Annotated in this window: 27 protein-coding genes and 1 tRNA gene; 16 read left to right on the top strand and 12 right to left on the bottom strand. The window is 59.0% G+C overall.

What is annotated here, in order from left to right; all coding sequences use genetic code 11:
* Window positions 1-33: 33 nt before the first annotated feature.
* The gene (gene grxC, locus AC1RL4_RS15915; protein ID WP_018929204.1) at window positions 34-288 is read right to left on the bottom strand and encodes a glutaredoxin 3; all 255 of its coding nucleotides are present in this window, start codon (window positions 286-288) and stop codon (window positions 34-36) included.
* A gap of 1 nt (window position 289) precedes the next feature.
* Window positions 290-703 (bottom strand): rhodanese-like domain-containing protein, encoded by a 414-nt coding sequence (locus tag AC1RL4_RS15910; protein ID WP_018929205.1) that lies wholly within the window; start codon window positions 701-703, stop codon window positions 290-292.
* 153 nt (window positions 704-856) lie between these two features.
* Between AC1RL4_RS15910 and gpmI the strand changes: the two genes are divergently transcribed.
* The 4 genes from gpmI to AC1RL4_RS15890 all read left to right on the top strand — a co-directional run bounded on the left by gpmI (window position 857) and on the right by AC1RL4_RS15890 (window position 5986).
* Complete coding sequence (gene gpmI / locus AC1RL4_RS15905; protein ID WP_019581806.1) at window positions 857-2386, top strand: 2,3-bisphosphoglycerate-independent phosphoglycerate mutase; 1530 nt, start codon at window positions 857-859, stop codon at window positions 2384-2386.
* 169 nt (window positions 2387-2555) lie between these two features.
* Complete coding sequence (locus AC1RL4_RS15900) at window positions 2556-3848, top strand: murein hydrolase activator EnvC family protein (RefSeq protein WP_019581805.1); 1293 nt, start codon at window positions 2556-2558, stop codon at window positions 3846-3848.
* 34 nt (window positions 3849-3882) lie between these two features.
* Window positions 3883-5202 carry a S41 family peptidase gene (locus AC1RL4_RS15895; protein WP_028939599.1) on the top strand — a complete coding sequence of 440 codons (1320 nt, stop codon included), beginning with the start codon at window positions 3883-3885 and terminating at the stop codon, window positions 5200-5202.
* Between the two features lies 1 nt (window position 5203).
* Window positions 5204-5986, top strand: a complete 783-nt coding sequence (locus AC1RL4_RS15890) for a divergent polysaccharide deacetylase family protein (protein ID WP_019581803.1) — start codon at window positions 5204-5206, stop codon at window positions 5984-5986.
* Window positions 5987-6040: 54 nt separating this feature from the next.
* Here AC1RL4_RS15890 and AC1RL4_RS15885 read toward each other — a convergent pair whose 3' ends face one another.
* Window positions 6041-6796: a substrate-binding periplasmic protein gene (locus tag AC1RL4_RS15885; protein WP_019581802.1), complete on the bottom strand. Its 756-nt coding sequence runs from the start codon at window positions 6794-6796 to the stop codon at window positions 6041-6043.
* A 213-nt stretch (window positions 6797-7009) separates the two neighbouring features.
* Here AC1RL4_RS15885 and AC1RL4_RS15880 point away from each other — a divergent pair, with 213 nt between their 5' ends.
* Entirely contained in the window at window positions 7010-8539 is a 1530-nt protein-coding gene (locus AC1RL4_RS15880) for a trypsin-like serine peptidase (RefSeq protein WP_230173978.1), read from the top strand.
* A 36-nt stretch (window positions 8540-8575) separates the two neighbouring features.
* Here the strand turns inward: AC1RL4_RS15880 and hisF are convergent, their stop codons facing one another.
* From hisF to AC1RL4_RS15850, 6 genes are all read right to left on the bottom strand, one after another.
* Window positions 8576-9346, bottom strand: coding sequence for an imidazole glycerol phosphate synthase subunit HisF (hisF, locus tag AC1RL4_RS15875; RefSeq protein ID WP_018929212.1), 771 nt, complete (start codon window positions 9344-9346; stop codon window positions 8576-8578).
* A 9-nt stretch (window positions 9347-9355) separates the two neighbouring features.
* Window positions 9356-10093, bottom strand: coding sequence for a 1-(5-phosphoribosyl)-5-[(5-phosphoribosylamino)methylideneamino]imidazole-4-carboxamide isomerase (gene hisA, locus AC1RL4_RS15870; protein WP_019581800.1), 738 nt, complete (start codon window positions 10091-10093; stop codon window positions 9356-9358).
* A gap of 42 nt (window positions 10094-10135) precedes the next feature.
* Window positions 10136-10393, bottom strand: coding sequence for a DUF2164 domain-containing protein (locus tag AC1RL4_RS15865; protein WP_018929213.1), 258 nt, complete (start codon window positions 10391-10393; stop codon window positions 10136-10138).
* Window positions 10394-11032, bottom strand: coding sequence for an imidazole glycerol phosphate synthase subunit HisH (gene hisH / locus AC1RL4_RS15860; protein WP_018929214.1), 639 nt, complete (start codon window positions 11030-11032; stop codon window positions 10394-10396).
* Window positions 11032-11625, bottom strand: coding sequence for an imidazoleglycerol-phosphate dehydratase HisB (gene hisB / locus AC1RL4_RS15855; RefSeq protein WP_007939452.1), 594 nt, complete (start codon window positions 11623-11625; stop codon window positions 11032-11034). Before hisB ends, hisH begins: the two co-directional genes overlap by 1 nt.
* A 204-nt stretch (window positions 11626-11829) precedes the next feature.
* Entirely contained in the window at window positions 11830-13491 is a 1662-nt protein-coding gene (locus AC1RL4_RS15850) for an OFA family MFS transporter (protein WP_018929215.1), read from the bottom strand.
* Window positions 13492-13755: 264 nt separating this feature from the next.
* Between AC1RL4_RS15850 and AC1RL4_RS15845 the strand changes: the two genes are divergently transcribed.
* From AC1RL4_RS15845 to AC1RL4_RS15825, 5 genes are all read left to right on the top strand, one after another.
* Window positions 13756-14160, top strand: coding sequence for an acetyl-CoA sensor PanZ family protein (locus AC1RL4_RS15845; protein WP_019581799.1), 405 nt, complete (start codon window positions 13756-13758; stop codon window positions 14158-14160).
* A gap of 77 nt (window positions 14161-14237) precedes the next feature.
* Window positions 14238-16472 carry an AsmA family protein gene (locus AC1RL4_RS15840; protein WP_019581798.1) on the top strand — a complete coding sequence of 745 codons (2235 nt, stop codon included), beginning with the start codon at window positions 14238-14240 and terminating at the stop codon, window positions 16470-16472.
* A complete protein-coding gene (gene mutY, locus AC1RL4_RS15835) occupies window positions 16469-17536 on the top strand; it encodes an A/G-specific adenine glycosylase (protein WP_019581797.1) in 1068 nt (355 codons plus the stop codon). The genes AC1RL4_RS15840 and mutY overlap by 4 nt, the downstream gene beginning before the upstream one ends.
* Entirely contained in the window at window positions 17533-17805 is a 273-nt protein-coding gene (locus tag AC1RL4_RS15830) for an oxidative damage protection protein (RefSeq protein ID WP_019581796.1), read from the top strand. The genes mutY and AC1RL4_RS15830 overlap by 4 nt, the downstream gene beginning before the upstream one ends.
* Before the next feature lie 103 nt (window positions 17806-17908).
* Window positions 17909-17984 (top strand) — tRNA-Phe (locus tag AC1RL4_RS15825).
* A gap of 84 nt (window positions 17985-18068) precedes the next feature.
* Here AC1RL4_RS15825 and AC1RL4_RS15820 read toward each other — a convergent pair.
* Window positions 18069-18518: a hypothetical protein gene (locus tag AC1RL4_RS15820; protein WP_019581795.1), complete on the bottom strand. Its 450-nt coding sequence runs from the start codon at window positions 18516-18518 to the stop codon at window positions 18069-18071.
* 263 nt (window positions 18519-18781) lie between these two features.
* On the opposite strand from AC1RL4_RS15820, the gene AC1RL4_RS15815 reads away from it, so the two are divergent.
* The 4 genes from AC1RL4_RS15815 to AC1RL4_RS15800 all read left to right on the top strand — a co-directional run bounded on the left by AC1RL4_RS15815 (window position 18782) and on the right by AC1RL4_RS15800 (window position 21795).
* A complete protein-coding gene (locus AC1RL4_RS15815; RefSeq protein ID WP_019581794.1) occupies window positions 18782-19837 on the top strand; it encodes a PDDEXK nuclease domain-containing protein in 1056 nt (351 codons plus the stop codon).
* Window positions 19838-19906: 69 nt separating this feature from the next.
* Window positions 19907-20881, top strand: coding sequence for an alpha/beta hydrolase family protein (locus AC1RL4_RS15810; protein WP_096481422.1), 975 nt, complete (start codon window positions 19907-19909; stop codon window positions 20879-20881).
* 38 nt (window positions 20882-20919) lie between these two features.
* Window positions 20920-21336, top strand: coding sequence for a hypothetical protein (locus AC1RL4_RS15805; RefSeq protein ID WP_019581792.1), 417 nt, complete (start codon window positions 20920-20922; stop codon window positions 21334-21336).
* Window positions 21337-21342: 6 nt separating this feature from the next.
* Entirely contained in the window at window positions 21343-21795 is a 453-nt protein-coding gene (locus AC1RL4_RS15800; RefSeq protein WP_019581791.1) for a hypothetical protein, read from the top strand.
* 76 nt (window positions 21796-21871) lie between these two features.
* On the opposite strand, the gene gabP is transcribed toward AC1RL4_RS15800, so the two are convergent.
* Together gabP and AC1RL4_RS15790 are read right to left on the bottom strand one after the other, a co-directional pair.
* Window positions 21872-23263 carry a GABA permease gene (gene gabP / locus AC1RL4_RS15795; RefSeq protein ID WP_019581790.1) on the bottom strand — a complete coding sequence of 464 codons (1392 nt, stop codon included), beginning with the start codon at window positions 23261-23263 and terminating at the stop codon, window positions 21872-21874.
* 215 nt (window positions 23264-23478) lie between these two features.
* Window positions 23479-23700, bottom strand: a complete 222-nt coding sequence (locus AC1RL4_RS15790; protein WP_155954631.1) for a hypothetical protein — start codon at window positions 23698-23700, stop codon at window positions 23479-23481.
* A gap of 116 nt (window positions 23701-23816) precedes the next feature.
* Between AC1RL4_RS15790 and AC1RL4_RS15785 the strand changes: the two genes are divergently transcribed.
* Together AC1RL4_RS15785 and AC1RL4_RS15780 are read left to right on the top strand one after the other, a co-directional pair.
* Window positions 23817-24590 carry an ABC transporter ATP-binding protein gene (locus tag AC1RL4_RS15785; protein WP_019581789.1) on the top strand — a complete coding sequence of 258 codons (774 nt, stop codon included), beginning with the start codon at window positions 23817-23819 and terminating at the stop codon, window positions 24588-24590.
* Between the two features lie 13 nt (window positions 24591-24603).
* On the top strand, window positions 24604-25350 hold the full coding sequence (locus AC1RL4_RS15780; RefSeq protein WP_019581788.1) for an ABC transporter substrate-binding protein: 747 nt from the start codon (window positions 24604-24606) through the stop codon (window positions 25348-25350).
* The last annotated feature ends 74 nt before the right edge of the window (window positions 25351-25424 follow it).

Here is a 25424-nt window from a genome sequence, read left to right as displayed (position 1 = left end):
TCTTATAGGGTTAGCTATTTCTAAGTAACGCAGTCAGGCCTTGAGCATGGCGTCGAGCTTGCCGGCGCGCTCCAGGGCAAACAAATCATCACAGCCGCCAACGTGGGTGTTGCCGATCCAGATCTGCGGCACGGACGTACGCCCGGCCTTCTGAGCCATCGCGGCACGCACCTGCGGCTTGCCATCGACCTTGATCTCTTCGAAGGCCACGCCTTTGTTCTCGAGCAGGTACTTGGCTCGCGAGCAATAAGGGCAGTAATCGCTGGAATAGACGACGACGTTGTTCATATCACTTCACCAGTGGCAGATTGTCGGCTTTCCAGCTGGAAATACCGCCAGACAGCTTGGCAGCGGTGAAACCGGCTTTCACCAGTTCACGGGCATGAGTACCGGCGGTCTGGCCCATGGCGTCGACCAGGATAATGGTCTTGGCCTTGTGCTTTTCCAGTTCGCCGACGCGAGCGGTCAGTTTGTCCTGAGGAATGTTCAACGCGCCAACGATGTGACCGGCGGCGAAATCCTTGGTCGGACGAATGTCGACCACTACGCCTGCGTCCTTGTTGACCAGCCCGGTCAGTTCACCGGTGCTCAGGCTGCGGCCGCCGCCTTGCATCTGATAGGCCAATAGCAGGGCCGCCAGTACAACGAAGATACCCACGAGAATGTAGTGGTTGGTGGCGAATTGAATCAGGTGATCAACCATCGAAGGAGGTTCCAGGGCGTTAAAATGTCGGCCAGTATACACAGCCACTATGGTGGGCCAAACCCCGTCCGGCGGTGACGGCGCCGGAACTTAGCTTTAAACTCCTACTCCCTTTTCCATCGCCCTCTTTTAATTCAGCCACGAGTGGAATCCATGACTACCACGCCTAAACCTTTGGTCCTGATTATTCTCGACGGCTTCGGTCACAGTGAGAGCCCTGAATCCAACGCCATCTATGCGGCGAAGAAGCCCGTACTGGACCGTCTGTGGGCCACCGTGCCGAATGGCCTGATCTCGGGCAGCGGCATGGACGTCGGCTTGCCGGACGGCCAGATGGGCAACTCTGAAGTTGGCCACATGAACCTCGGCGCCGGCCGGGTGGTGTATCAGGACTTCACTCGCGTGACCAAAGCGATCCGCGATGGCGAGTTCTTCGAGAACCCGACCATCTGCGCCGCGGTGGATAAAGCCGTCGCTGCCGGCAAAGCCGTGCACTTCATGGGGCTGCTGTCCGATGGCGGCGTTCACAGCCACCAGGACCACCTGGTCGCCATGGCTGAGCTGGCCTTCAAGCGCGGCGCCGAAAAAATCTACCTGCACGCCTTCCTCGACGGCCGCGACACGCCGCCGAAAAGCGCCCAGTCGTCGATCGAGTTGCTGGACGCAACCTTCCAGGCCCTCGGCAAAGGCCGGATCGCCAGCATCATTGGCCGTTATTACGCCATGGACCGCGACAACCGTTGGGATCGCGTGTCCCAGGCCTACAACCTGATTGTCGATGGCGCGAGCGAATTCAACGCCGCCACCGCTCAGGAAGGCCTGCAAGCTGCGTACGAACGTGGCGAGAGCGACGAATTCGTCAAAGCCACCAGCATCGGTGAGCCGGTGAAGGTCGAAGACGGCGACGCCGTGGTCTTCATGAACTTCCGTGCCGACCGTGCCCGCGAACTGACCCGCGTGTTCGTCGAAGACGATTTCAAGGAATTCGAACGTGCTCGCCAGCCAAAACTGGCCGGTTTCGTCATGCTGACCCAATACGCCGCCAGCATCCCCGCGCCGTCGGCTTTCGCTGCGGGCAGCCTGGAAAACGTACTGGGCGATTACCTGGCGAAAAACGGCAAGACACAGCTGCGCATTGCCGAAACCGAGAAGTATGCCCACGTGACCTTCTTCTTCTCCGGCGGTCGCGAAGAACCGTTCCCGGGCGAAGAACGCATCCTGATCCCGTCGCCGAAAGTCGCCACCTATGACTTGCAGCCCGAGATGAGTGCCCCGGAAGTCACCGACCGCATCGTCGATGCCATTGAAAACCAGCGTTACGACGTGATCGTGGTCAACTACGCCAACGGCGACATGGTCGGTCACAGTGGTGTATTCGAGGCGGCGGTGAAAGCTGTGGAATGCCTGGACACCTGCGTCGGCCGTATCGTCACGGCGCTGGAAAAAGTCGGCGGCGAAGCCCTGATTACCGCCGACCATGGCAATGTCGAGCAAATGTCCGACGCCTCCACCGGCCAGGCCCACACCGCCCACACCACCGAGCCGGTGCCGTTCATCTATGTCGGCAAGCGTGACTTGAAGGTTCGCGAAGGTGGCGTGCTGGCCGACGTGGCACCGACCATGCTGAAGTTGCTGGGGCTTGAAAAGCCTGTGGAAATGACCGGGACTTCGATTCTGGTGTAATCGCGCCGCTCAAACGCCGCCAAACCCTGTGGGAGCAGGCTTACTCGCTCCCACATTGGTTTTGCGGTGTTTTTCTGTCCAGTTATCACACAGCCCCAATTGGGCATTTTTTTTGCTGCGCTTGGCGGGCATACTAGGCCCGTCCCTTTCCCTGGTGTCGCCCGCCTCTATGCTTCGCGTCCTGATAGCCCTCGCTCTGACATGCCTGCTCCAACCGGCCTTTGCCGACGAGCGCACGCAAACCCAACAACAGTTGGACGCCACGCGTCAGGACATTGCCGAGCTGAAAAAACTGCTGGGCAAGCTCCAGGAAGAAAAGTCCGGGGTGCAGAAAGACCTCAAAGGCACCGAAACCGAGATGGGCAAGCTCGAGAAGCAGGTCGAGGCGCTGCAAAAAGAGCTGAAGAAAAGCGAATCCGAGCTGCAGCGACTCGATGCCGAGAAAAAAAAACTCCAGAGCGCGCGCGTTGAACAGCAACGACTGATCGCCATCCAGGCCCGGGCGGCCTATCAGAATGGCCGCCAGGAGTACCTGAAACTGCTGCTCAACCAGCAGAACCCGGAAAAATTCGCCCGCACCCTCACCTATTACGACTACCTGAGCCAGGCCCGCCTGGAGCAGCTGAAGAATTTCAACGAAACCCTGCGCCAACTGGCCAATGTCGAAAAAGACATCTCCATGCAGCAAGCGCAATTGCTGGTGCAGAAAAGCAGCCTCGACAGCCAGCGCGACGAACTCGACAAAGTCCGCAAAGAGCGCCAGCAAGTTCTGGCCAAGCTCAATGACGACGTGAAGGCTCGAGACCAGAAACTGGCCGCCCGCGAGCAGGATCAGGCAGACCTGTCTAAAGTCCTTAAAACCATTGAAGAAACCCTGGCTCGTCAGGCCCGAGAGGCAGAAGAAGCGCGGCAAAAAGCGCTGATCGCCCAGCAGGAAGCCGAAAAAAAGCGGTTACGTGAGGCTCAGGCTGAAGCAGACGCCAGCGACGCCCCACGCAAACCCGCCAAATCGACGCCCGGTGCCCTGGTTTCAAGTTCAGGCGAGACCTTCGGCGGTCCTTTTGCTTCGACTCGCGGCAAACTTCCATGGCCGGTTGATGGTCGACTGCTGGCACGCTTCGGTGAAACCCGTGGCGACGACGCCCGCACCAAGTGGGACGGTGTGATGATCAGCGCCTCCGCCGGCAGCCAGGTGCATGCCGTGCACGGCGGTCGCGTGGTGTTTGCCGACTGGCTGCGTGGGGCCGGGCTGCTGGTGATTCTCGACCACGGCAACGGCTTTTTGAGTCTTTACGGTCACAACCAGACGCTGCTCAAGTCTGCGGGTGACGTGGTAAAAGCCGGTGAGTCCATCTCCACTGTCGGTAACAGTGGCGGGCAGGACACACCAGCGCTGTATTTCGCTATTCGTCAGCAGGGTCACCCGAGTGACCCGGCGCAATGGTGCCGCGCGCAAGGATAGGCGTTGAGTCACCTACATTAGGAGTTCGTTCGACATGCTGCATTTGTCCCGCCTTACCTCGCTGGCTCTGACGATCGCCCTGGTGATCGGCGCGCCTCTGGCGTTTGCCGCTCAACCGGCCCCGGCGGTCGCGCCTGCCGGCACTGCTGCGACCACCAAGGCGCCATTGCCGCTGGACGAGTTGCGCACCTTTGCCGAAGTCATGGACCGGATCAAGGCAGCCTATGTAGAACCGGTTGACGACAAGACCCTGCTGGAAAACGCCATCAAAGGCATGCTCAGCAACCTCGACCCGCACTCCGCCTACCTGGGCCCGGAAGACTTCACTGAATTGCAGGAAAGCACCAGCGGCGAATTTGGCGGCCTGGGCATCGAAGTCGGCGCGGAAGACGGTTTCATCAAAGTGGTTTCGCCTATCGATGACACCCCGGCCTCCAAGGCTGGCATCCAGGCCGGCGACTTCATCGTCAAGATCAACGGCCAGCCGACTCGCGGCCAGAGCATGACCGAAGCCGTGGACAAGATGCGCGGCAAGATCGGCCAGAAGATCACCCTGACCCTGGTCCGCGACGGCGGCACTCCGTTCGACGTGACCCTGGTCCGCGCCACCATCCAGGTGAAAAGCGTCAAGAGCCAGCTGCTGGAATCCGGCTACGGCTACATCCGCATCACCCAGTTCCAGGTCAAGACCGGCGAAGAGGTCTCCAAGGCCTTGGCCAAGCTGCGCAAGGACAACGGCAAGAAGCTCAGCGGCATCGTCCTCGACCTGCGTAACAACCCGGGCGGCGTGCTGCAATCGGCGGTGGAAGTGGTCGACCACTTCATCACCAAGGGCCTGATCGTCTACACCAAGGGCCGCATCGCCAACTCTGAACTGCGCTTCTCCGCTACCGGCAAGGACGAAAGCGAAGCTGTGCCAATGGTCGTGCTGATCAACGGCGGCAGCGCCTCGGCCTCGGAAATTGTCGCCGGCGCCCTGCAGGATCAGAAACGTGCGGTGGTCATGGGCACCACCAGTTTCGGCAAAGGCTCGGTACAAACCGTGTTGCCGCTGAACAACGACCGCGCACTGAAAATCACCACGGCGCTGTACTACACGCCGAACGGCCGCTCGATTCAGGCTCAGGGCATCGTCCCGGACATCGAAGTGCGCAAGGCCAAGATCACCAACGAGCAGGACGGCGATTACTTCAAGGAAGCCGATCTGCAAGGTCACTTGGGCAATGGCAACGGCGGCGCCGACAAACCGACAGGTTCCGGCGGCAAAGCCAAGGCCATGCCGCAGGATGACGATTACCAGCTGGCCCAGGCCCTGAGCCTGCTCAAAGGACTGAGCATCACCCGCGGCCACTGAGATGCGCCTGCGGTTACTACTCGGTCTGCTGTGCAGTCTGGCGGGAGTTGCTCACGCAGCACCTGCCACGACAGCGACCACACCTCACAAGGCTTATCTGAGCCTGATCATCGATGACCTGGGGCAGAACCTGCCCCGGGATCGTCGCGTGCTGGCCCTGCCCGGCCCGGTCACCACGGCGATCATGCCCGATACACCCCACGCCACCGAGTTCGCCCGCGAAGCCCATCGCGCCGGCAAGACCGTCATTCTGCACATGCCCATGGACCCGGCCACCGGACCATTCGCCTGGCATCCCGAGTTGCCCATCGAAGAACTTGAAAAGCGCCTGAACGCCGCGTTCAACATGGTGCCCTATACCGCCGGCATCAATAACCACATGGGTAGCCGCATGACCGCTCAGCAACCGGCCATGGCCTGGCTGATGGCGGACTTGCAGCGTCGGCACAAATTCTTCGTCGACAGCCGCACCAGTGCGCAAACAGTGGCCGCCGCCGAGGCGCAGAAGATTGGCTTGGCAAGTGTTTCGCGGGATGTGTTTCTGGATGACGAGCCCACCGAAGCGGCGATCTTCACGCAGCTACAGACAGCGATCAGCCTGGCGCGCAAGCAGGGTTCGGCGGTGATGATCGGGCATCCGTATCCGCAGACTCTGGCGGTGCTGGAGCGTGAGTTGCCCAAGCTCAAGGCACTGGGAATTGAGTGGATCGACATCAAATTGATGATCAGCGTGCGCGGCAATCGTGCGACGGCTGCTCATGGCAAGGATGGCGTCTACCGCTAACTTGCCGCACCTCCCACAGTGATTTGCGTAAGGTACAAGGTTCGGTGTTGGGATTTAGAGATACCGCGCCATGATGTCGTCCACCACGCCTTCCTTGCGCAACTGATCCAGCGCAGCCTGCAGCTTGGCCACGGTCTCATCCGGTACGTCCTTGTTCAGCGCCAGGTACAGCTCGGCGCTGTTGAAGCGCAGTACGGTCTTGAGCCCGGTTACCCCGTCCAGCCGCGCCAGGTAACGTCCCGCCGGATCACCCGTAGCCCACAGATCGATCTGACCGTTAGCCAGCTTCTTCGCATTGTCCTGGTCGCGCAGCACCACAATCGGCTTCAGACCTTGCTTGGCCAATGTCTCGGCAATCGCATCGCCCTTGTAGGCACCAATCTTGTATTTACGCGCCTGATCCAGCGATTCCAGGGTGATCTTGCTATCAGCCTTGGCCAGCATGATCCAGTCGTCCGGGCCGATAGGGCCGACCCACTTGAAGAGTTTCTCGCGGTCCGGCAGCCGCGCCATTACGAACACGCCATAACCGGGCTTTTCCAGGGCGAGCTTGTAGATTCGCTCCCAAGGGAAACGCAGCGTCAGGCTGTAGGGGATGTCGGCACGCTTGAACATCTCGCGGACGATGTCCACGGCGATGCCATTGATATTCTCGTCCTGGGCGAAGTTCTTGCCGTTCTTCGCCATGTTGTACGGGGGAAAGTTTTCCGTCAGCAATACCAGGCCGGTGCCGGGACCTTCTTCGGCGCGAGCCCCGTTGATGAGCAACAGAGAAGCGCTGGCGAGGACAAGAAGAAGACGTTTAAGCATGTCGGGCTACCGGAATCCATGGCGTGCCCAAGAGTGCCTTGAGCCCGCCACGCTGTCTACTGGCCTTTTGATAACGGCCTTATATGCAACATTAAAATAATGGGTATCTCAGTCACTGTGGTAGATAGTTACCACCCTCCACCCAGCCTCACCTGATTAATTGCAAATACCCGGCCACAGGCCGTTTCTTCAATTAATCAGAGGCACCCTTCAATGAATTCGATCCCCATACTTCTTGCCAGTGCATTGTGCTCACTGTGCACACCCAGTTTTGCGAACAACAGCGATTATGGCGAAGGCCTGCAGAACCTGACCCCTTCCAAAATCCTTGAAAATACCGACGGTTCCCGCGACCACTGGCAAGGTATCGGGCGTCTGGCGATCAATCGCGGTAGCTGTACCGCGGCCCTTCTCGATACACGCGATGAAATCGAGTTGCCGGAAACCCCCGCTTACGTACTTACTGCGGGACACTGCATTGAATTGACCAATGGCAACATCGTGACCGACAGCCCGGTCAGCGGCACCATCACATTCAATTATTTCACCGACACCTCCAAGCTCAAGGCCTATCCGCTGAAGACGACGATATGGCGGAGCATGCAAGGCATTGATATGGCTATAGTTGAATTGGATGTCAGCCTTCAAAAGCTCATTGCGGATGGCATACAACCGTTAAAACTGGCGAGTGAGACACCAACGAATGGCAGCGATGTCTTGATCGTGGGGGCACCAACAGGTTTCGACCAAATCACATTGCGCATGGCGGCTTGTACTTTGCAGCCCACCCTGGACCTTGTTGAAGGACCATGGGTGTGGCGGAACACCTTTATGACTCGCTGCAAGGACATTCGAGGCGGCAGCTCCGGAAGCCCCGTGCTGGATCGCTATTCAAACGAGATCGTAGGGGTAGTGGGAACAGGAAATTTCGAGGCGGATATTGTCCCATGCCGCGATCATGCGCCCTGCACGCGCGTTGGAAATGACTATGTGGCGGTACACGAAAATGTGTATGGCAACCCCACGGCGCTTCTCAACGGGTGTTTCTCACAAGGCCGTATCGCTCCAAATCCGCCATCGTCCTGCCAACTCTACCCGGCTTTTACCGTTGACGGTGGCGCAGCCGAGCTGGACAGATACAAGAGAGTTAAACAGCTCAATAATGGTTCCATAGTCATCCCGACCTGGAACTATCGATTTTCGATCAGCACTCCCTTCTACCGTCATAAAACCGTTTCCTCCGCAATGAAATGCGAGGAAGCCGAAAATTACAGCGATCCAACAAGTTCAACAGATGCACAAATCAATTCTGAGATAGGTACGAAACCTGGATTCTATTTTCTATGCATTTTAGGTCTGGAATCAGCTGAACAGCACGCCTCAAGAGGCCTCTTGAAAAACGCGTTGTCTTTACCCGTAGAGATATTGGATAACACACCAACCGCGCAGGCCAACTTGTCCATTGAAAGCGACGTGTTTGTAACACTGGCGAAAGCAGAAGAGCCGTATCGGACCTACTCCATCAAGTTTGGTCCTGTAGAAACAACGGACTGTCATCAACCCGAAAAATACATTGAAAACATGACAATGGACTTCTTTATTCCGAGCGAGAAACTTCCGGGAAAGCTTTGCGTCATTGCCTACGACAAATCGGGACAGGCGTCCGAACCGAGGATCGACTTACTGAGCCCGGTGACTGGAACTCATAAGGCTGCGTCATCCAACGCTCAAGCTGCCCCATAACATCGGCCCGGAGCGTTTTCTCCGGGCCGCGGGCCTTCATCGCATCACGATTCCGCGATGGGCCATATAGGCCTTGGCTTCCTGAACGGTGTATTCGCCGAAGTGGAAAATACTCGCCGCCAATACCGCACTGGCGTGGCCTTCAAGAATACCGTCGGCCAAATGCTGCAAGTTGCCGACACCACCGGAGGCGATCACCGGAATCCCCAGCGCATCACTGATAGCGCGGGTGACACCCAGATCGAAGCCGTTTTTCATGCCGTCCTGGTCCATGCTGGTCAGCAGGATTTCGCCGGCACCGAGACCTTCCATTTTCTTCGCCCACTCAACGGCGTCGAGGCCGGTTGGCTTGCGACCACCGTGGGTGAAGATTTCCCAGCGCGGGGGTTCACCCGGACCGGAAACTTTCTTGGCGTCGATCGCGACGACAATGCACTGCGAACCGAAATGCTGCGCCGCTTCGCCGACGAATTCCGGGTTGAACACTGCAGCGGTGTTGATCGAGACCTTGTCCGCACCGGCGTTCAGCAGATTGCGAATGTCCTGCACGGTACGCACGCCACCGCCCACAGTCAGCGGGATAAACACCTGGCTGGCCATGCGCTCGACGGTGTGCAGCGTGGTGTCGCGGCCGTCGACGCTGGCAGTGATGTCGAGAAAGGTAATCTCGTCGGCACCCTGCTCGTCGTAGCGACGGGCGATTTCCACCGGGTCGCCGGCATCGCGAATGTTCTCGAACTTGACGCCCTTGACCACCCGGCCGTTATCCACGTCCAGGCAAGGGATGATGCGTTTGGCCAGCGCCATGGTGAGTCCTCAGCCTTTGTACGAATCGCAGAAAGCTTGCGCTTCAGCGACATCGAGGGTGCCTTCGTAGATCGCCCGGCCGGTGATGGCGCCGATGATGCCTGGTGCCTTGGCGTCGAGCAGCGACTTGATGTCACCCAGATTGTGGATACCGCCGGATGCAATGACCGGGATCTTCGTCGCAGCAGCCAGAGCAGCGGTGTAAGAGACGTTGCAGCCCTGCATCATGCCGTCTTTGGCGATGTCGGTATAAACGATCGCGGACACGCCGTCGGCCTCGAATTGCTTGGCCAGGTCGATGACCTGCACGGTGCTGATTTCAGCCCAGCCGTCGGTGGCGACAAAACCGTCTTTGGCATCCAGGCCGACAATCACTTTGCCCGGGAACGCGCGGCACGCTTCGGCGACGAAGGCCGGATCTTTCACGGCCTTGGTGCCGATGATCACGTAGCTCACACCCGCTTTCACGTAGTGTTCGATGGTTTCCAGGGAACGGATACCGCCGCCGATCTGAATCGGCAGGTTCGGGTAGCGCTTGGCGATGGCGGTGACCACTTCGCCGTTGACCGGCTGGCCTTCGAAGGCACCGTTCAGGTCGACCAGATGCAGACGACGGCAACCGCCCTCCACCCACTTGGCAGCCATGCTCACCGGGTCATCGGAGAACACTGTGGAATCTTCCATGCGGCCCTGGCGCAGACGAACACAGGCACCGTCTTTGAGATCGATAGCGGGAATAATCAGCATCTGGCAAACCTTCAAATTCGAGTGTTCAGCTTCGCTCGGAAATCAGTTTTTCTCGAGCGCCCACAGGTCGCTTTCGATGCTTTCGAACCTCTCTTTGAGGTGCGTCTGCACATCGAAAATCGCCCTGTTGTAATAGTGCGGAGCAATTTCGCGGGTAAACAGCTCAAGGATTTCAGCCGCTTCGAACGAACCCAGGTCCAGTTCGAAGCGGTCCTCCATGAAGCGCTTGATCTTGTGATTGGCCTCGCTCTCCTGCTCGGGAGTGAGGGTCAGGATCGGCGGCTTCTTCTTGGCAGCCATTTACCAGCGGCCATCCCACGCGGCGAAATTCTGCAGCAATTGCAGGCCATGGGTGTGGCTCTTCTCCGGGTGGAACTGCACGGCGAAACGCGAGCCATCGGCCAGCGCGGCGGCGAAATCGACCCCGTAATGACCGCTACCGACCACCTGCCGCGCATTGCCGGCAGCGATGTAGTAGCTGTGCACGAAGTAGAAGCGCGCCAGGTCCGGAATGTTGTGCCACAGCGGGTGAATCACCGTCTGCTTCACTTCGTTCCAGCCCATGTGCGGCACTTTCAAATGTTCGCCGTCTTCGTGCAGATCCTTGCCGAAGAACTTCACCTGGCCTGGAAACAGGCCGATGCAGTCGACGCCATCGTTCTCTTCGCTGCTGTCGAGCAAGGCTTGCATGCCCACGCAAATGCCAAGGAACGGACGGTCCTGGCTGACTTCACGTACCAGCGAATCGAAGCCCAGGCGACGGATCTCCGCCATGCAATCACGAATCGCACCAACGCCGGGGAATACCACCCGGTCGGCTTCGCGAATCACGTCGGCATCGCTGGTGATCAAGACCTTGCCGGCACCGACGTGCTCGAGGGCCTTGGCCACCGAGTGCAGGTTGCCCATGCCGTAATCGATAACCGCGACCGTCTGCATTACAGAACGCCTTTGGTCGAAGGCATTTGCCCGGCCATGCGGTCATCCAGCTCCACGGCCATGCGCAGCGCGCGGCCGAAAGCCTTGAACACGGTCTCGATCTGGTGGTGGGTGTTGTGCCCACGCAGATTGTCGATGTGCAGGGTGACGTTGGCGTGGTTGACGAAGCCCTGGAAAAACTCCTGGAACAGGTCAACGTCGAAGCCGCCGACGGTAGCGCGGGTATACGGAACATGCATCTGCAGGCCAGGACGGCCGGAGAAATCGATCACCACACGCGACAGCGCTTCATCGAGCGGCACGTAGGCGTGGCCGTAGCGACGGATGCCTTTCTTGTCGCCGATGGCTTTGGTGAAGGCCTGACCCAGGGTGATACCGACGTCTTCCACCGTATGGTGGTCGTCGATATGCAGGTCGCCCTTGCTGACAATATCCAGGTCGATCAGCCCGTGACGGGCGATCTGGTCCAGCATGTGCTCAAGAAAAGGCACACCGATATCAAATCGGGCCTTTCCGGTGCCATCCAGGTTGATCGAGGCTTTGATCTGGGTTTCCAGAGTGTCGCGCTCGACAGACGCCATACGTTCGGCCATCACCAGCTCCGCAAAAAATCATTGGGGCGAAAAAGGCAGCCATTATAGGGTCGCGGGCGCTAAACAGAAACACGGGAGGTGATATCACTGACGGAGTGAACCCCGTGTTGTCGGGGATAGACATGTCCGTACAAGCATCTCAGGACCACTGATCGCTCACACGCAGAGCGTGTGAGCGATCAGTTACAGGGGCGATGTGTTTACTTAGTGGAAGAGGACAGCCGTTTTCTGCAGGGTCACCCAAACACCCCACGCCAACGGAATCCCTACCACCAGCCACGCAGCCACCGCCAATGGTTTGGTGCCCGCATCCGCTTTCCACTCCAGCACGGTGCTGGCGTCAGCACCCTTGTCGTGGCCCAGCGCCTGTTCGGCGGCCAGTTCGGCGTCGGTCATGAAGTACTTGTCCGCCACCGGGCGCACCAGCAGGTTGCAGATGAAACCCAGCACCAGCAGGCCCGCAAGGATGTACAAGGTGATGTCGTACGCTGCGGCACGTTCAACACCGATGCTCAGCTGATATTCACGCAGGTAGTTCACCAACACCGGCCCCAACACACCCGCCGCCGCCCAGGCTGTCAGCAGACGACCGTGGATCGCGCCGACCATTTGCGTACCGAACAAGTCCGCGAGATAGGCAGGAACAGTCGCAAAACCACCGCCGTACATCGACAGGATGATGCAGAACGCCGCCACGAACAGCGCAACGCTGCCCAAGTGACCGAGGTTCGGGATCAGCGCGTACAGGGCGAAACCCAGGGCGAAGAACACAAAATAGGTGTTTTTGCGACCCAGGTAGTCCGAGAACGAAGCCCAGAAAAACCGGCCACCGATGTTGAACAGGCTCAGCAGACCGGTGAAACCGGCAGCAATGGCGGCGATCGAGGCCAGTTGCGAAGCGTCCAGTTGACCGAACGTCAGGTCGTTGCCAAGCAATTTGCCGGCGAACACTTCCTGCAACAGCGGCGAAGCCATGCCGAGGATGCCGATACCCGCCGAAACGTTCAGGCACAGCACCAGCCATACCAGACGGAATTGCGGGGTTTTCCACGCCACATTCACGTGGACGTGCCGGTGAGTGATCATCGCGTTCGAAGCTTTTTTCGCCGGAGCCGTCCAGCCCTCAGGCTTCCAGCCGGTTGGCGGAACGCGGTAGGACAGTGCGCCACCGATCATGAACACGAAGTAGATAGCGGCCATCACCAGGAAGCTCTGCCATACGCCCACACTGGTTGGCGAAGCAAAGTGGCCCATCAGGGCCGCAGCCAGTGGAGCACCGACCATCGCGCCACCACCGAAACCCATGATCGCCATGCCGGTCGCCATGCCGCGCTTGTCCGGGAACCACTTGATCAGGGTCGAGACCGGCGAGATGTAGCCCAGCCCCAGGCCGATACCGCCAATGACCCCGGAGCCGATCCACATCAGCCAGATCTGGTGGGTATAGACCCCCAGCGCCGAAATCAGCAGACCGCCACACCAGCACAGTGCCGATACAACACCTGCCTTGCGTGGGCCTGCGTGTTCGAGCCAACCGCCCCAGATCGCTGCCGAGCAACCCAGGAAGATGAAGAACAGGGTGTAGATCCAGCCGAGCATCGAGATCGGCCAGTCGCATTGCGACGAAAAGACCTGAGCGATGAAGCTCATGTCCGGCGCGCAAGCCACGGCTTTGGTGACGCCCAGGGCTTTGGACAGCGGCAGCCAGAACACCGAAAAGCCATAGGCCATGCCGATGCAGAGGTGGATGGCCAGAGCGGCCGGTGGTACAAGCCAACGGTTAAAACCGGGCTTGGCGATGATGCGTTCCTTGGACAGGAACGCGGGCCGGTCGGCAAAGCCGTCCGCCGTAATGCTCGTAGTCATGGTGTTTCCCCCAATTATTAGTAGGGTTCGCCAGCCGCTCCTCACCCCCAGCCTTTATGCACGCAGACATGACTGTTTTTAGGTGAAGCTTCATTTTAGTGCGACATCACGTCGCAGAAGGACGGACGAACGGGCAGAGGTTACCATTTGCACGTGACAGAAAAACCAAACTGATATCACGTTTTGTATGTCATCCGATCTCGTACCACTGGATGAACATTGTTTTCACGGGGAATGGCTCCGTTTAACTTCACAGGAATTTCCATGCCGATCATTGTCGAGCTGCTGAACCAGGTCACTTATCAGGATCAGCAAGATCTGCAGAAGATCTACCGCGATGCCCCGAGCTGGCTGTTTGCGCCGTTTACAGGGGATGCTGAGCTGATCGAAAGCTGCTTGCGGGACGGCTCGCTGGTCGCCGGACGCTTCAACGATCGGTTGCTGGGCGCAGCACGTCTGCAACGGCACCATGACACCTGGCATTTGTCCCATTTATGTGTACGAAAAATCACCCGCCGCCGTGGTGTTGCCGAGCGCCTGGTAAGCGAAGCGCAGAAAATGGCGGTGCAATCGGGCGCGACATTGCGCCTGCTCGCGCCCGCCGGGCACCTAGAAGCCCAGGCGCTGGCGGCTAAGCTGAAAGTGCCGCTGGATGCGCTCCCGACATGATCGCTGACCGGGCGGCCACTTCGGGGCGCTATACTCCCCGGCTAAATTTCGAATTCGACTAATACAAGGACTCGCCCATGAAAGCGTTCGGCAAAATCCTGGGTCTGGTACTTCTCGGGCTGTTGCTGATCATTGTGGCGCTGGGCTTTGCCCTGACCCACTTCTTCGATCCCAACGACTACAAAGACGAGATTCGCCAGATAGCCCGCGACAAGGCCCACATCGAGCTGACGCTCAATGGCGATATCGGCTGGAGCCTGTTCCCCTGGCTGGGCCTGGAATTGCACGAAGCCAGTGTGGCGACCCTGGCCAAGCCCACCGAGCCGTTTGCTGACCTGCAGATGCTCGGTCTGTCGGTCCGTGTGATTCCGCTGCTGCGCCGCGAAGTGCAGATGAGCGATGTGCGCGTCGAAGGCCTGAACCTGCGCCTGAACCGTGACAAGGACGGCCACGGCAACTGGGAAGACATCGGCAAGGTGCCGGCGCCTGCGGCTGCGACGACCTCGACCACAACGCCCGCCACTACCGGCGAACCCGCGCCAACGACCACCGCCCAGGCCGAAAAACCGGCTCAACCGGTCCGTCTGGACATCGACAGCCTGACCGTCAACAACGCCCGCGTTGAGTACAGCGATGAGAAAACCGGCAAGCAGTTCAGCGCCGAAAGCATCCAGCTGAGTACCGGCCCGGTTCATGACTCGACCAACATCCCGGTCAAACTCACGGCGTTCCTGGGTACCAACCAACCGGTTCTGCGGGTGCGGACCGAGCTGGCCGGCGAGCTGCGCTTCGAGCGAGCGCTGCAACGCTACAAGTTCGAAGACATGAAACTCTCCGGCGAAGTCTCTGGCGATCCGCTGCAAGGCAAGACCATGACCTTCGCCGCTCAAGGTCAATTGCTGCTGGACAAGGCCGCCAACGTCGCCGAATGGACTGGCATCAAGATCTCCGCCAACCAGTTGCGCGCCTTGGGTGAACTGAAAGCCAACGACCTCGACAAGACCCCGCAAATCAGCGGTGGCCTGTCGATTGCCCAATTCGATCTGGCGAAATTCGTCGACAGCATCGGCCAGAAACTCCCGGCGATGGCCGAAGGTAGCCTGAGCAAAGTTGAACTGGTCAGCCAGGTTGCCGGCACGCCGACCAGCCTGTCGCTCGATAACATCAACCTGAAACTCGACGACAGCAACTTCAGCGGCCGCATCGCCATTGAAGACTTCGCCAAGCAATCGCTGCGGGCAACCCTCAAGGCTGACACCTTCAACGTCGACCGTTACCTGCCGCCGAAATCCGCCGAAGCCAACAGCGCAACTCAGGTGCGCAAGGCCGAAGTGGCCAGCACCGAGGCCGATGCCCTGGCCGGCCCTGGCAGCACACCGCTGCCGCCATCACCAACCAAAGGCCCGTGGAGCAGCGACCGCCTGTTCCCGGTGGAGCGCCTGAGCAAACTCGACGTGGACGCCGACCTGACCTTCGGCCAACTGACCCTCGACAAACTGCCGATTCAGAACGCGGCGCTCAAGGCCAACGGCCAGGGCGGCTTGCTGACCCTGGAGAACCTGCGCGGCGATCTGTACGACGGTAACTTCGAAGCCAAGGGCACCCTGGATGTGCGCCAGCAAGTGCCGACACTGAACATGCAGACGCGCATCAACAACGTGCCGGTGGAGAAAATCCTCGAGGGCCAGGGGAAAAATCCACCGGTCAAAGGCCAGGTCACGCTCAACAGCACCCTGACTGGCAGTGGCAATAGCGAGAGCGCGCTGATCGACAGCCTCAACGGCAACGCCAGCTTCGTCATCAACAACGGCATGCTGCTCAATGCCAACCTTGAGCAACAACTGTGCAAAGGCATCGCCACCCTGAATCGCAAAACCCTCAGTGGCGAACCACGGGGCAAGGACACTCCCTTCGAGGAGCTCAAGGGCAACCTGACTTTGCGCAATGGCGTGGCCAATAACCCGGACCTGAAAGTGCGCGTCCCAGGCATGACCGTGAACGGTAACGGCGACATCGACCTGCGGGTGCTGGGCATGGATTACCGCCTGGGCATCATCGTCGAAGGCGACAAGAGCGACATGCCAGACCCGGCTTGTCAGGTCGGCGAGAAATTCGTCGGCATTGAATGGCCGCTGCGCTGCCGTGGCCCGCTGGAGTTGGGCGCCAAGGCTTGCCGCCTCGACAGCGAACGCATGAGCCAGGTCGCCAGCAAGCTGGCCGGCGAGCGCATCAGCGAAAAAATCGACGAGAAGCTTGGCGATAAAGTCAGCCCGGAACTGAAAAACGCGCTCAAGGGGCTGTTCAAGCGATGAGAGCCGAGCAGTTTTCAACGGCCGTGCTGGATTGGTACGACCGCCATGGCCGCCACGATTTGCCTTGGCAACAGGGCATCACCCCTTATCGGGTGTGGGTCTCGGAAATCATGTTGCAGCAGACCCAGGTCAGCACGGTGCTGAACTACTTCGACCGGTTCATGGCCTCGCTGCCAACCGTCGAAGCCCTGGCCGCAGCACCGGAAGACGAAGTACTGCACCTGTGGACCGGCCTCGGTTACTACACTCGCGCGCGCAACCTGCAAAAGACCGCGAAGATTGTGGTCGCCGAATATGGCGGCGAGTTTCCCCGTGATGTGGAAAAACTCACCGAGCTGCCGGGTATCGGCCTGTCCACCGCCGGGGCGATTGCCAGCCTGAGCATGGGTATCCGCGCGCCGATCCTCGACGGCAACGTCAAACGGGTGCTGGCGCGTTTTACTGCGCAAGAGGGTTATCCGGGCGAGCCGAAGGTCGCCAAACAGCTGTGGGCGAACGCTGAGCGCTTCACGCCACATGATCGGGTCAACGCCTACACCCAGGCGATGATGGATCTGGGCGCCACGCTCTGCACCCGCAGCAAACCGAGCTGCCTGCTCTGCCCGCTGGAAAAGGGCTGCGAAGCACACATGCTCGGCCTGGAAACCCGCTACCCGATCCCCAAGCCACGCAAAGCCGTGCCACAGAAGCGCACGCTGATGCCGATGCTCGCCAACGGCGATGGCGCGATTCTGCTTTACCGACGCCCTTCCACGGGCCTGTGGGGCGGTCTCTGGAGCCTGCCGGAACTCGATGACCTCGACGACCTGCAACATCTGGCTTCGCAGCACTCGCTGGAACTGGGCAGCCAGCAGGCACTGCCGAGCCTGGTGCACACCTTCAGCCACTTTCAGTTATCCATCGAACCCTGGCTGGTGCAGGTCCAGGAGGCCGGTCATCACGTGGCCGAGGCCGACTGGCTCTGGTATAACCTCGCCACCCCGCCGCGCCTGGGCCTTGCCGCCCCGGTCAAAACCTTGCTCGAGCGCGCGGCCGCCGTATTGAACGCAGGAGAGTTGCAATGACCCGCACCGTAATGTGCCGCATGTACAAAGAAGAACTGCCAGGCCTTGAGCGCCCACCGTACCCGGGCGCCAAGGGTCAGGATATTTTTGAGCACATATCGCAAAAGGCCTGGGCCGACTGGCAGGACCACCAGACCAAGCTGATCAACGAAAAACGCCTGAACATGATGAACGCCGAAGACCGTAAATTTCTTCAGGGCGAGATGGACAAGTTCTTTTCCGGTGAGGAATACGCCAAGGTCGAAGGCTACGTTCCGCCTGCTCAATAATTGATCAAAATCCGGGGTCGGCACGTAAGCGACGGTAATAATTAAATATTTTTTGAAAACTTGCTTGACGACCCCCTGAAAAACCCGTTTAATGCGCCCCGTTGCCCAGATAGCTCAGTCGGTAGAGCAGGGGATTGAAAATCCCCGTGTCGGCGGTTCGATTCCGTCTCTGGGCACCAAATACCGAAAACCCTGAATCGCAAGATTCAGGGTTTTTTTATGCCTGCGATTTAATCGGACATCACGCAAGCCAGCTCTCCTGACTAGTTTTGACCGCCCCAGTGGAAAACCAGATTGCGAGCGGCACCACTGCCCACATCCGCTGTATCACGCCGCACCTCACCTTTATGCGTGGCGATAACGGTGTACTTGCCGGCAGGCAGCTGAACGTAAACCAACGGTCCAGCCTCACTCAGTGTCAGCACGGTCTGCCCTGCGGCTTTCTGAATAACCAGATCCACATCGGGAACGTATTCGTCCTGAGGCCCGGTGGAGAATGTCATGTGCAGGTTGTAGCCCTTGGTTTGCTGAATGGCTTTAGCCTCGTCCTCTCCAATCCCCCCGGACAGGTAGGTAATCCCGTTTTGTTGTTGCTGCTGGACTTGCACGGCCGAGCTGTCAATTGGCTCAAGGCTGGCGGCGTTAAGCGCGACTGGCAACAGCAGTAGGCCGACAGCGGCGATGGGCAGCATGAATGAATGGACGTACTTCATGATGGCGACTCCCGGGTTACGTAGAACCCACTCGTTACTCCTTTTAGATTTATCGCCGAATACTCAAGTTTTAGAACGATTCGGAATTGAGCTCACTGCGAATCGGACTACACGATTTACTCCTCAAGTACGAGCTGTAGTCGGTGGTGTCCTGCAAGACGAATCCGGTATTTCCTTCCGATTTACCAGCAGCGCCCGGCATCCCCGACTATCACTCTCTTGCCATCCTCTTGCGCCTGTTCCCTCCAGCTGCGGAAGATGTCATGAGCCACCTCAAACCCGATAACACTCAAGATCCACAAATGGCTTCACTGCTCGGCAGTCTTGGCGAACTGATCCGTGAAGCGCGTCAAAAGGTGCTGAGAGCGGTCGATACCGTTCAGGTGCAAACCTGTTGGCAGATCGGCCGGCATATTGTGGAATTCGAACAGGAAGGCGCTCGGCGGGCGGCTTATGGCAAGCAGCTGCTATCGACGCTGGCCAAAGTCCTGACTTCCGAGTTTGGAAAAGGTTTTGACGAACGCAATCTGCGATACATGCGGGACTTTTATCAGACCTTTCCAATTTGGAACGCAGTGCGTTCCGAATTGAGCTGGACCCACTACCGCAGGCTGCTGCGAGTCGACAACGACAACGCTCGCCACTGGTACATGAACGAATCAGCGCTCCAGAACTGGTCAAGTCGCGCCCTCGAGCGTCAGATCAACACCCTCTACTACGAGCGCCTGCTGGCGAGTCGCGACCGGTCTGCCGTCAAACAGGAAGCCGCCATCAACATCCAGCAAATGAACGCCAGCCCTCGGGATTTCATCCGGGACCCCGTGCTACTGGAGTTTCTCGGCCTGCCCAATGCGGGCCTGGTTCAGGAAAGCGAACTTGAACAAGCACTGATCGATCAACTTCAGGGTTTTCTGCTCGAACTGGGCAAAGGCTTCGCCTTCATCGCTCGCCAGCAACGCATCAGTACCGAGAGCAAAGACTTCTACATCGATCTGGTGTTCTACAACTACCTGCTCAAGTGCTTCGTCATCTTCGACCTCAAGCGTGGCGTACTGACCCACCAGGATGTCGGCCAGATGGACATGTACGTGCGCATGTACGACGACCTCAAACGCGGAGAGGAGGATGGCCCCACCGTCGGCATCATTCTCTGCGCACAGAAAGATGAATCGGTGGCGCGCTATTCAGTACTGCAAGGCAATGAACAGCTGTTCGCAAGTACCTACAGACTGGTGCTGCCGAGTGAGGAGGAACTTCGCACAGAACTGGATCGGGAATGGGCGGTGCTTGAGGAACGGTTACTCAAACGCCCCCGATAAGCGCGGGCAGATTGTTCATAAACGGCATGACGACTATGGTGAGTAGCTCGCCGCCAAGGTTCAAATCCGATGAACTTACAGGACATGCCCTCACTGGCCCCGACTCAATTCGAGTTGCCGTTGCCCACCCGCACACCCGGCGAATCCTTCAAGGAGCCCGCCGCCGACGGCTTCCTCCTTGGCGGCTTCACCTGGCGGCACGCCCTTCAAGACCCGTCCCGCCCGGTGGTGATCATCAACGCCGCCACCTCTGTCCGTTGCCGGCACTATTCGCGCTTCGCCGATTACCTGTTCGCCAACGGCTTTGATGTGATCACTTATGACTACCGTGGCATCGGCGAGTCGCGTCCCGCATCGCTGAAAGGGCTTGAGGCCACATGGTCCGACTGGGGCGCGCTGGATTTCGAGGCGATGCTGCAAAAAGCGCAACGCGAATTTGCGGGACAACCCATCAATGTCGTCGGCCACAGCTTCGGCGGCTGTGCTGCGGGACTGGGGGCCTCCGGGCATTTGATCCGACGCCTGGTGACAGTGGGCGCGCAGTTCGCTTACTGGCGCGACTACGCCCCCGCTCATCGCTGGCGGATGTTCGCCAAGTGGCACGTGGTGATGCCGTTGATGACGACGCTTTGCGGCTACTTCCCCGGCAAACGCCTGGGTTGGCTCGAAGACACCCCCGCCGGCGTGGTTCGCGACTGGAGCACACCCAGCGACCGATATGAGAAGCGCCCCAGCGGTCGTCTCATCCACGCCAGAACCGGTCGGCTCCCCTTCGCCAACGTCAGCGCACAAACCCTGGCCATCAGCCTCAGTGACGATCCCTACGGCACGACACCCGCTATCGAGCGCCTGCTCGGCTACTTCACCAATAGTACAAATACCCACCTGAGAATCGCGCCTGAGGACATCGGCGAAGAAGAAGTCGGACATTTCGCCTTTTTTCGCAGCGCATACCAAGCCACACTATGGCCCATTGCATTGTCCTGGCTGCAGACCGGCGAGCTGGCCCCCGATACACCCGGGCGGCGAATGCCACGCAACTGATTTGATGCGCCCTCTCAACGAATTACGGAACGACGCCCATGGCCTCCGCCAACAAGCAGAACAAACGCGCCTCCCGCGCCAAAGCCAAGGCCAAGCAGAACCGCACCCAGCGGGCCGCCGCGCCGGTCGAGCTGGACCCGAACGACGATCGCATCGACTTCGAATCGGTGGACCTGACCGAACTGTTCAAAAAAATGATCGACGCCGAAAAGTCCAGCCAGCAGGCCATGTGCACAGCCTTCCTTGAAGACCCACTGCTGGAGCTGGTGTACGAACAGGAAGGCGAAGAAGGCGCGATGGACTTCATCCTCGCAGCGCTGATCGAATACCGCCAATGGTCCACCGAGACCGACGAGGCCGGTGCGCTGGCGTGGATCGAATCACCGGCCTTCCAGGCTGATTACGTGGCGGCGTCCGACGCCATCGCGGCCCAAACCCAACAGAAAACCCACTGAGTTCCCATGGCATCCCTGAATAAGCAACAGAAACGCGCCAAACGTGCAAAGGCCAAAGCCAAACAGATCCGCATGGTCGGCAGAAAGCCTGCCGATCTGAACGATGACCTGGGTGAGATCGGGGAGCCGATCCCGGAATACACCCTGGCGATGTTCAGCAAAATGCGTGACGCCGAAGCCACCAGCCGCAACGACATGCTGCTGACCCTGCTGTCGAACCTCGCCGGGATCATCAGCGACCATCCAGAACTGCTGGACATGGAAAACGCCGACAACGAAGCCATGGCCGCCACGCACCTGGCCGCCGACATGCTGATCGACTACCGCATGTGGGCCGACGGCATGGACCGCGATACCGCTCAGGCCTGGCTGACCGATCCACAATTCATCACTGACTTTGGCGATGCGCTGGACAGCTATCGTCAGTCGCTGGATGCGCAGGAAGAAAAGAGCGAGTAAACACGCCTTCTCTTCAGAACTAAAAACGGCCGCGTGTCATCACTGACAGCGGCCGTTTTGCGTTACGCGGTACGGATCAGCTCAGCACCACCGCGCCCAGTTTCTGCAGCTTGCGACGACGCGCCACAATCAAACCGGCAGCCACCACCAACACACTCAACAGACCCGTCGCGAGGATCTCCACGCGATGCGCTTCCTGGAACAGCATGATGGTCAGGGCGGCGATGATGAATACGATCACCGCGTAGGTCAGACCCGGGAACAACCACATGCTGAAGGCTATTTTTTCACCGCGAGCCATGCGCTGTTTGCGCATACGCAGTTGCGAAAACGCGATCACCAGGTACACCAGCAACGCGATGGCGCCAGAGCTGGCCAGCAGGAATTCGAACACGGCAGCCGGGGCCACGTAGTTGGCGAAGACTGCGAGAAATGCCGCAGCGGTCGACAACATCACGGCCCAATAAGGCGTGCCGCTGTTGTTGGTGCGCTGGGAAATGGCCGGCGCGTCGCCGCGTTTACCCAACGAGAACATCATCCGCGAAGCGGTGTAGAGCGCGGAGTTCAGGCAGCTGGTGACCGCAACCAGAACCACGATATCAACGATCAGCTTGGCATTCGGGATCCCCATGCGCTCAAGCACGGTCTGGTAAGAACCAACACTGGCCAGAATCGGGTCGTTCCATGGCACCAAGGCCACAACGATGAAGATGGAGACGAGGTAGAACAAGCCAATCCGCCAGATGACCGAGTTGGTCGCCTTGGAAATCTGCTGGCCAGGGTTCTTCGATTCCGCGGCCGCGATGGTCACGATCTCAGTACCCATGAAGGAAAACATGGTGGTCAGAATCGCGCCGAGCACCGCGCCCATGCCGTTTGGCAGGAAGCCTTGAGTGTCAAACAGGTGCGACACGCCGCTGACCTGGCTGGTGGGCAGGAGGCCGAAGATCGCCAGAATGCCCAGACCGATAAAGCCAATGATCGCCACGACTTTGACCAGGGCGAACCAGAACTCGAACTCGCCGTAGTTCTTCACGCTGAACAGGTTAGTCACCGTCAGCAGTAACGTGATGACCAAGGTGAAGGCCCAGATCGCCACGTTCGGGAACCAGGCATGCAGAATGGTCGCCGCAGCGTTAGCTTCCAGCGGGATGACCAAAACCCAGAACCACCAGTAGAGCCAGCCGATGGTGAAACCGGCCCAGTGACCGATCGCACGATCGGCATACGTCGAGAAGGAGCCTGTATCTGGCGATGCAACGGCCATCTCGCCGAGCATGCGCATGACCAGAACCACCAGCGCACCGGCGGCAGCGTAGGCCAACAGCACGGCCGGGCCTGCAGCGGCGATGGCGTGGCCGGAGCCGACGAACAGCCCGGCGCCGATAACACCGGCGATCGACAGCATGGTCACATGACGCGGTTTAAGCCCCTGTTCGAGGCCATTGGAGCTTTGCGTACTGCTCATTGAAACTACCTTTGCCTGGAAATCGATTCAGTCCACCCTGCCTGAAAATCCCTTGTCGTAAAAAGAATCCAACAGAGTGTTCCTTATTCTGCACGCAATAATTGCGCCAAAATGTTTCACGCCCCCGGTATACGCGGCCTGTGCGCCGATGGAGTGCTTATCGCAAGTCATTGAGATTAATGGCATTTAGCCAGAGCGTTACCTTGCCACCCACTTCAGGAACGAATCCATGCACCGGAAACACACCCAAAAAGGCAGGCGCGCACAATAAAAGTGCAGATCAGGAACGTTTGGCCGGTTAGCGCTTCCAACACCCCGCCAAAGCTGGCAACATCGCGCCTTTTTTTACGGGACAGCCGCACCCCATCGGGTTCAAACGGCTGTTCGGTTGATAGCAGCGCGACAGTCTGCTGTACCGATGCGACAACCTGCCACATGCCATCCGTTTACCGTCCCGAGCGCTGTTGGCTGCCATTCGAACGCTATGCTAGCTTGGCCGCCTCGCCAGGAAGGCGACCAACAGCAGGAGCGCAACACACTATGAGGAACGCACATGGCTGAGGCCACGCCCGCGCTTGAAATCCGCAACTTGCACAAACGCTACGGACAGCTTGAGGTGCTCAAAGGCATCTCGCTGACCGCCCGCGACGGCGACGTGATCTCGATCCTGGGCTCCTCCGGTTCCGGCAAGTCCACGTTCCTGCGTTGCATCAACCTGCTGGAAAACCCGCACCAGGGCCAGATCCTGGTGGCCGGCGAAGAACTCAAGCTCAAGTCCGCCAAGAACGGCGAACTGGTCGCTGCAGACGGCAAACAGATCAATCGCCTGCGCAGCGAGATCGGTTTTGTATTTCAAAACTTTAATCTCTGGCCGCACATGACCGTGCTCGACAACATCATCGAGGCCCCGCGCCGCGTACTCGGTCAGAGCAAGGCCGAGGCCATCGAAGTCGCCGAAGCCCTGCTGGCCAAGGTCGGCATCGCTGACAAGCGCCACGCCTACCCCGCACAACTCTCCGGCGGCCAGCAGCAACGCGCAGCCATCGCCCGCACTTTGGCGATGCAACCCAAGGTGATCCTATTCGACGAACCCACCTCCGCCCTTGACCCGGAAATGGTCCAGGAAGTACTTAATGTCATCCGCGCGCTGGCCGAAGAAGGCCGCACCATGCTGCTCGTGACCCATGAAATGGGCTTCGCCCGTCAGGTTTCCAGCGAAGTGGTGTTCCTCCACCAGGGCTTGGTAGAAGAACAAGGATCGCCGCAGCAGGTGTTCGATAACCCGCTTTCGGCGCGCTGCAAACAATTCATGTCCAGCAACCGCTAACGGAGCTACCCGCATGCAGAACTACAAAAAAATCTTCCTGGCTGCGGCCGTCACCCTGGCCTTCAGCGCCGGTGCCGCCGCCGAGACCTTGAAGATGGGCATCGAAGCGGCCTACCCGCCGTTCAACAATAAAGATGCCAGTGGCAATGTCGTCGGCTTCGACAAAGACATCGGCGACGCCTTGTGCGCCAAGATGAAAGTCGAGTGCACCGTGGTCACCTCCGATTGGGACGGCATCATCCCGGCCCTGAACGCGAAGAAGTTCGACTTCCTGATCTCCTCTATGTCGATCACCGATGAGCGCAAGCAAGCGGTGGACTTCACCGCACCGTACTACTCCAACAAACTGCAGTTCATTGCCAAAAAAGACGTCGACTTCAAGACCGACAAGGCTTCGCTGCAAGGCAAGGTGATCGGCGCCCAACGCGCGACCCTGGCCGGCACCTGGCTGGAAGACAACATGGAAGGCGTCGAAGTCAAACTCTACGACACCCAGGAAAACGCTTACCTGGACCTGACTTCCGGTCGTCTGGACGGCATCCTGGCCGACAAGTACGTCAACTATGAATGGCTGAAAAGCGACGCAGGCCGCGCTTACGAATTCAAGGGCGACCCGGTAGAAGAAAGCGACAAGATCGGTATCGCCGTTCGCAAGAACGACCCGATCCGCGAAAAGCTGAACGCTGCGCTGAAAGAAATCGTCGCTGACGGCACCTACAAAAAGATCAACGACAAGTACTTCCCGTTCAGCATCTATTGATTCTGACCTGCCTGACCGGCGCCGTTCGCTGACGGCGCCAGTCCTTGGCATTGCCTGCCGCGATTTGAAAAGAA

The sequence above is a fragment of the Pseudomonas sp. GW822-FHT07A10 genome (genome assembly GCF_058798795.1).
This window is presented reverse-complemented; position numbering and strand designations above follow the sequence as displayed.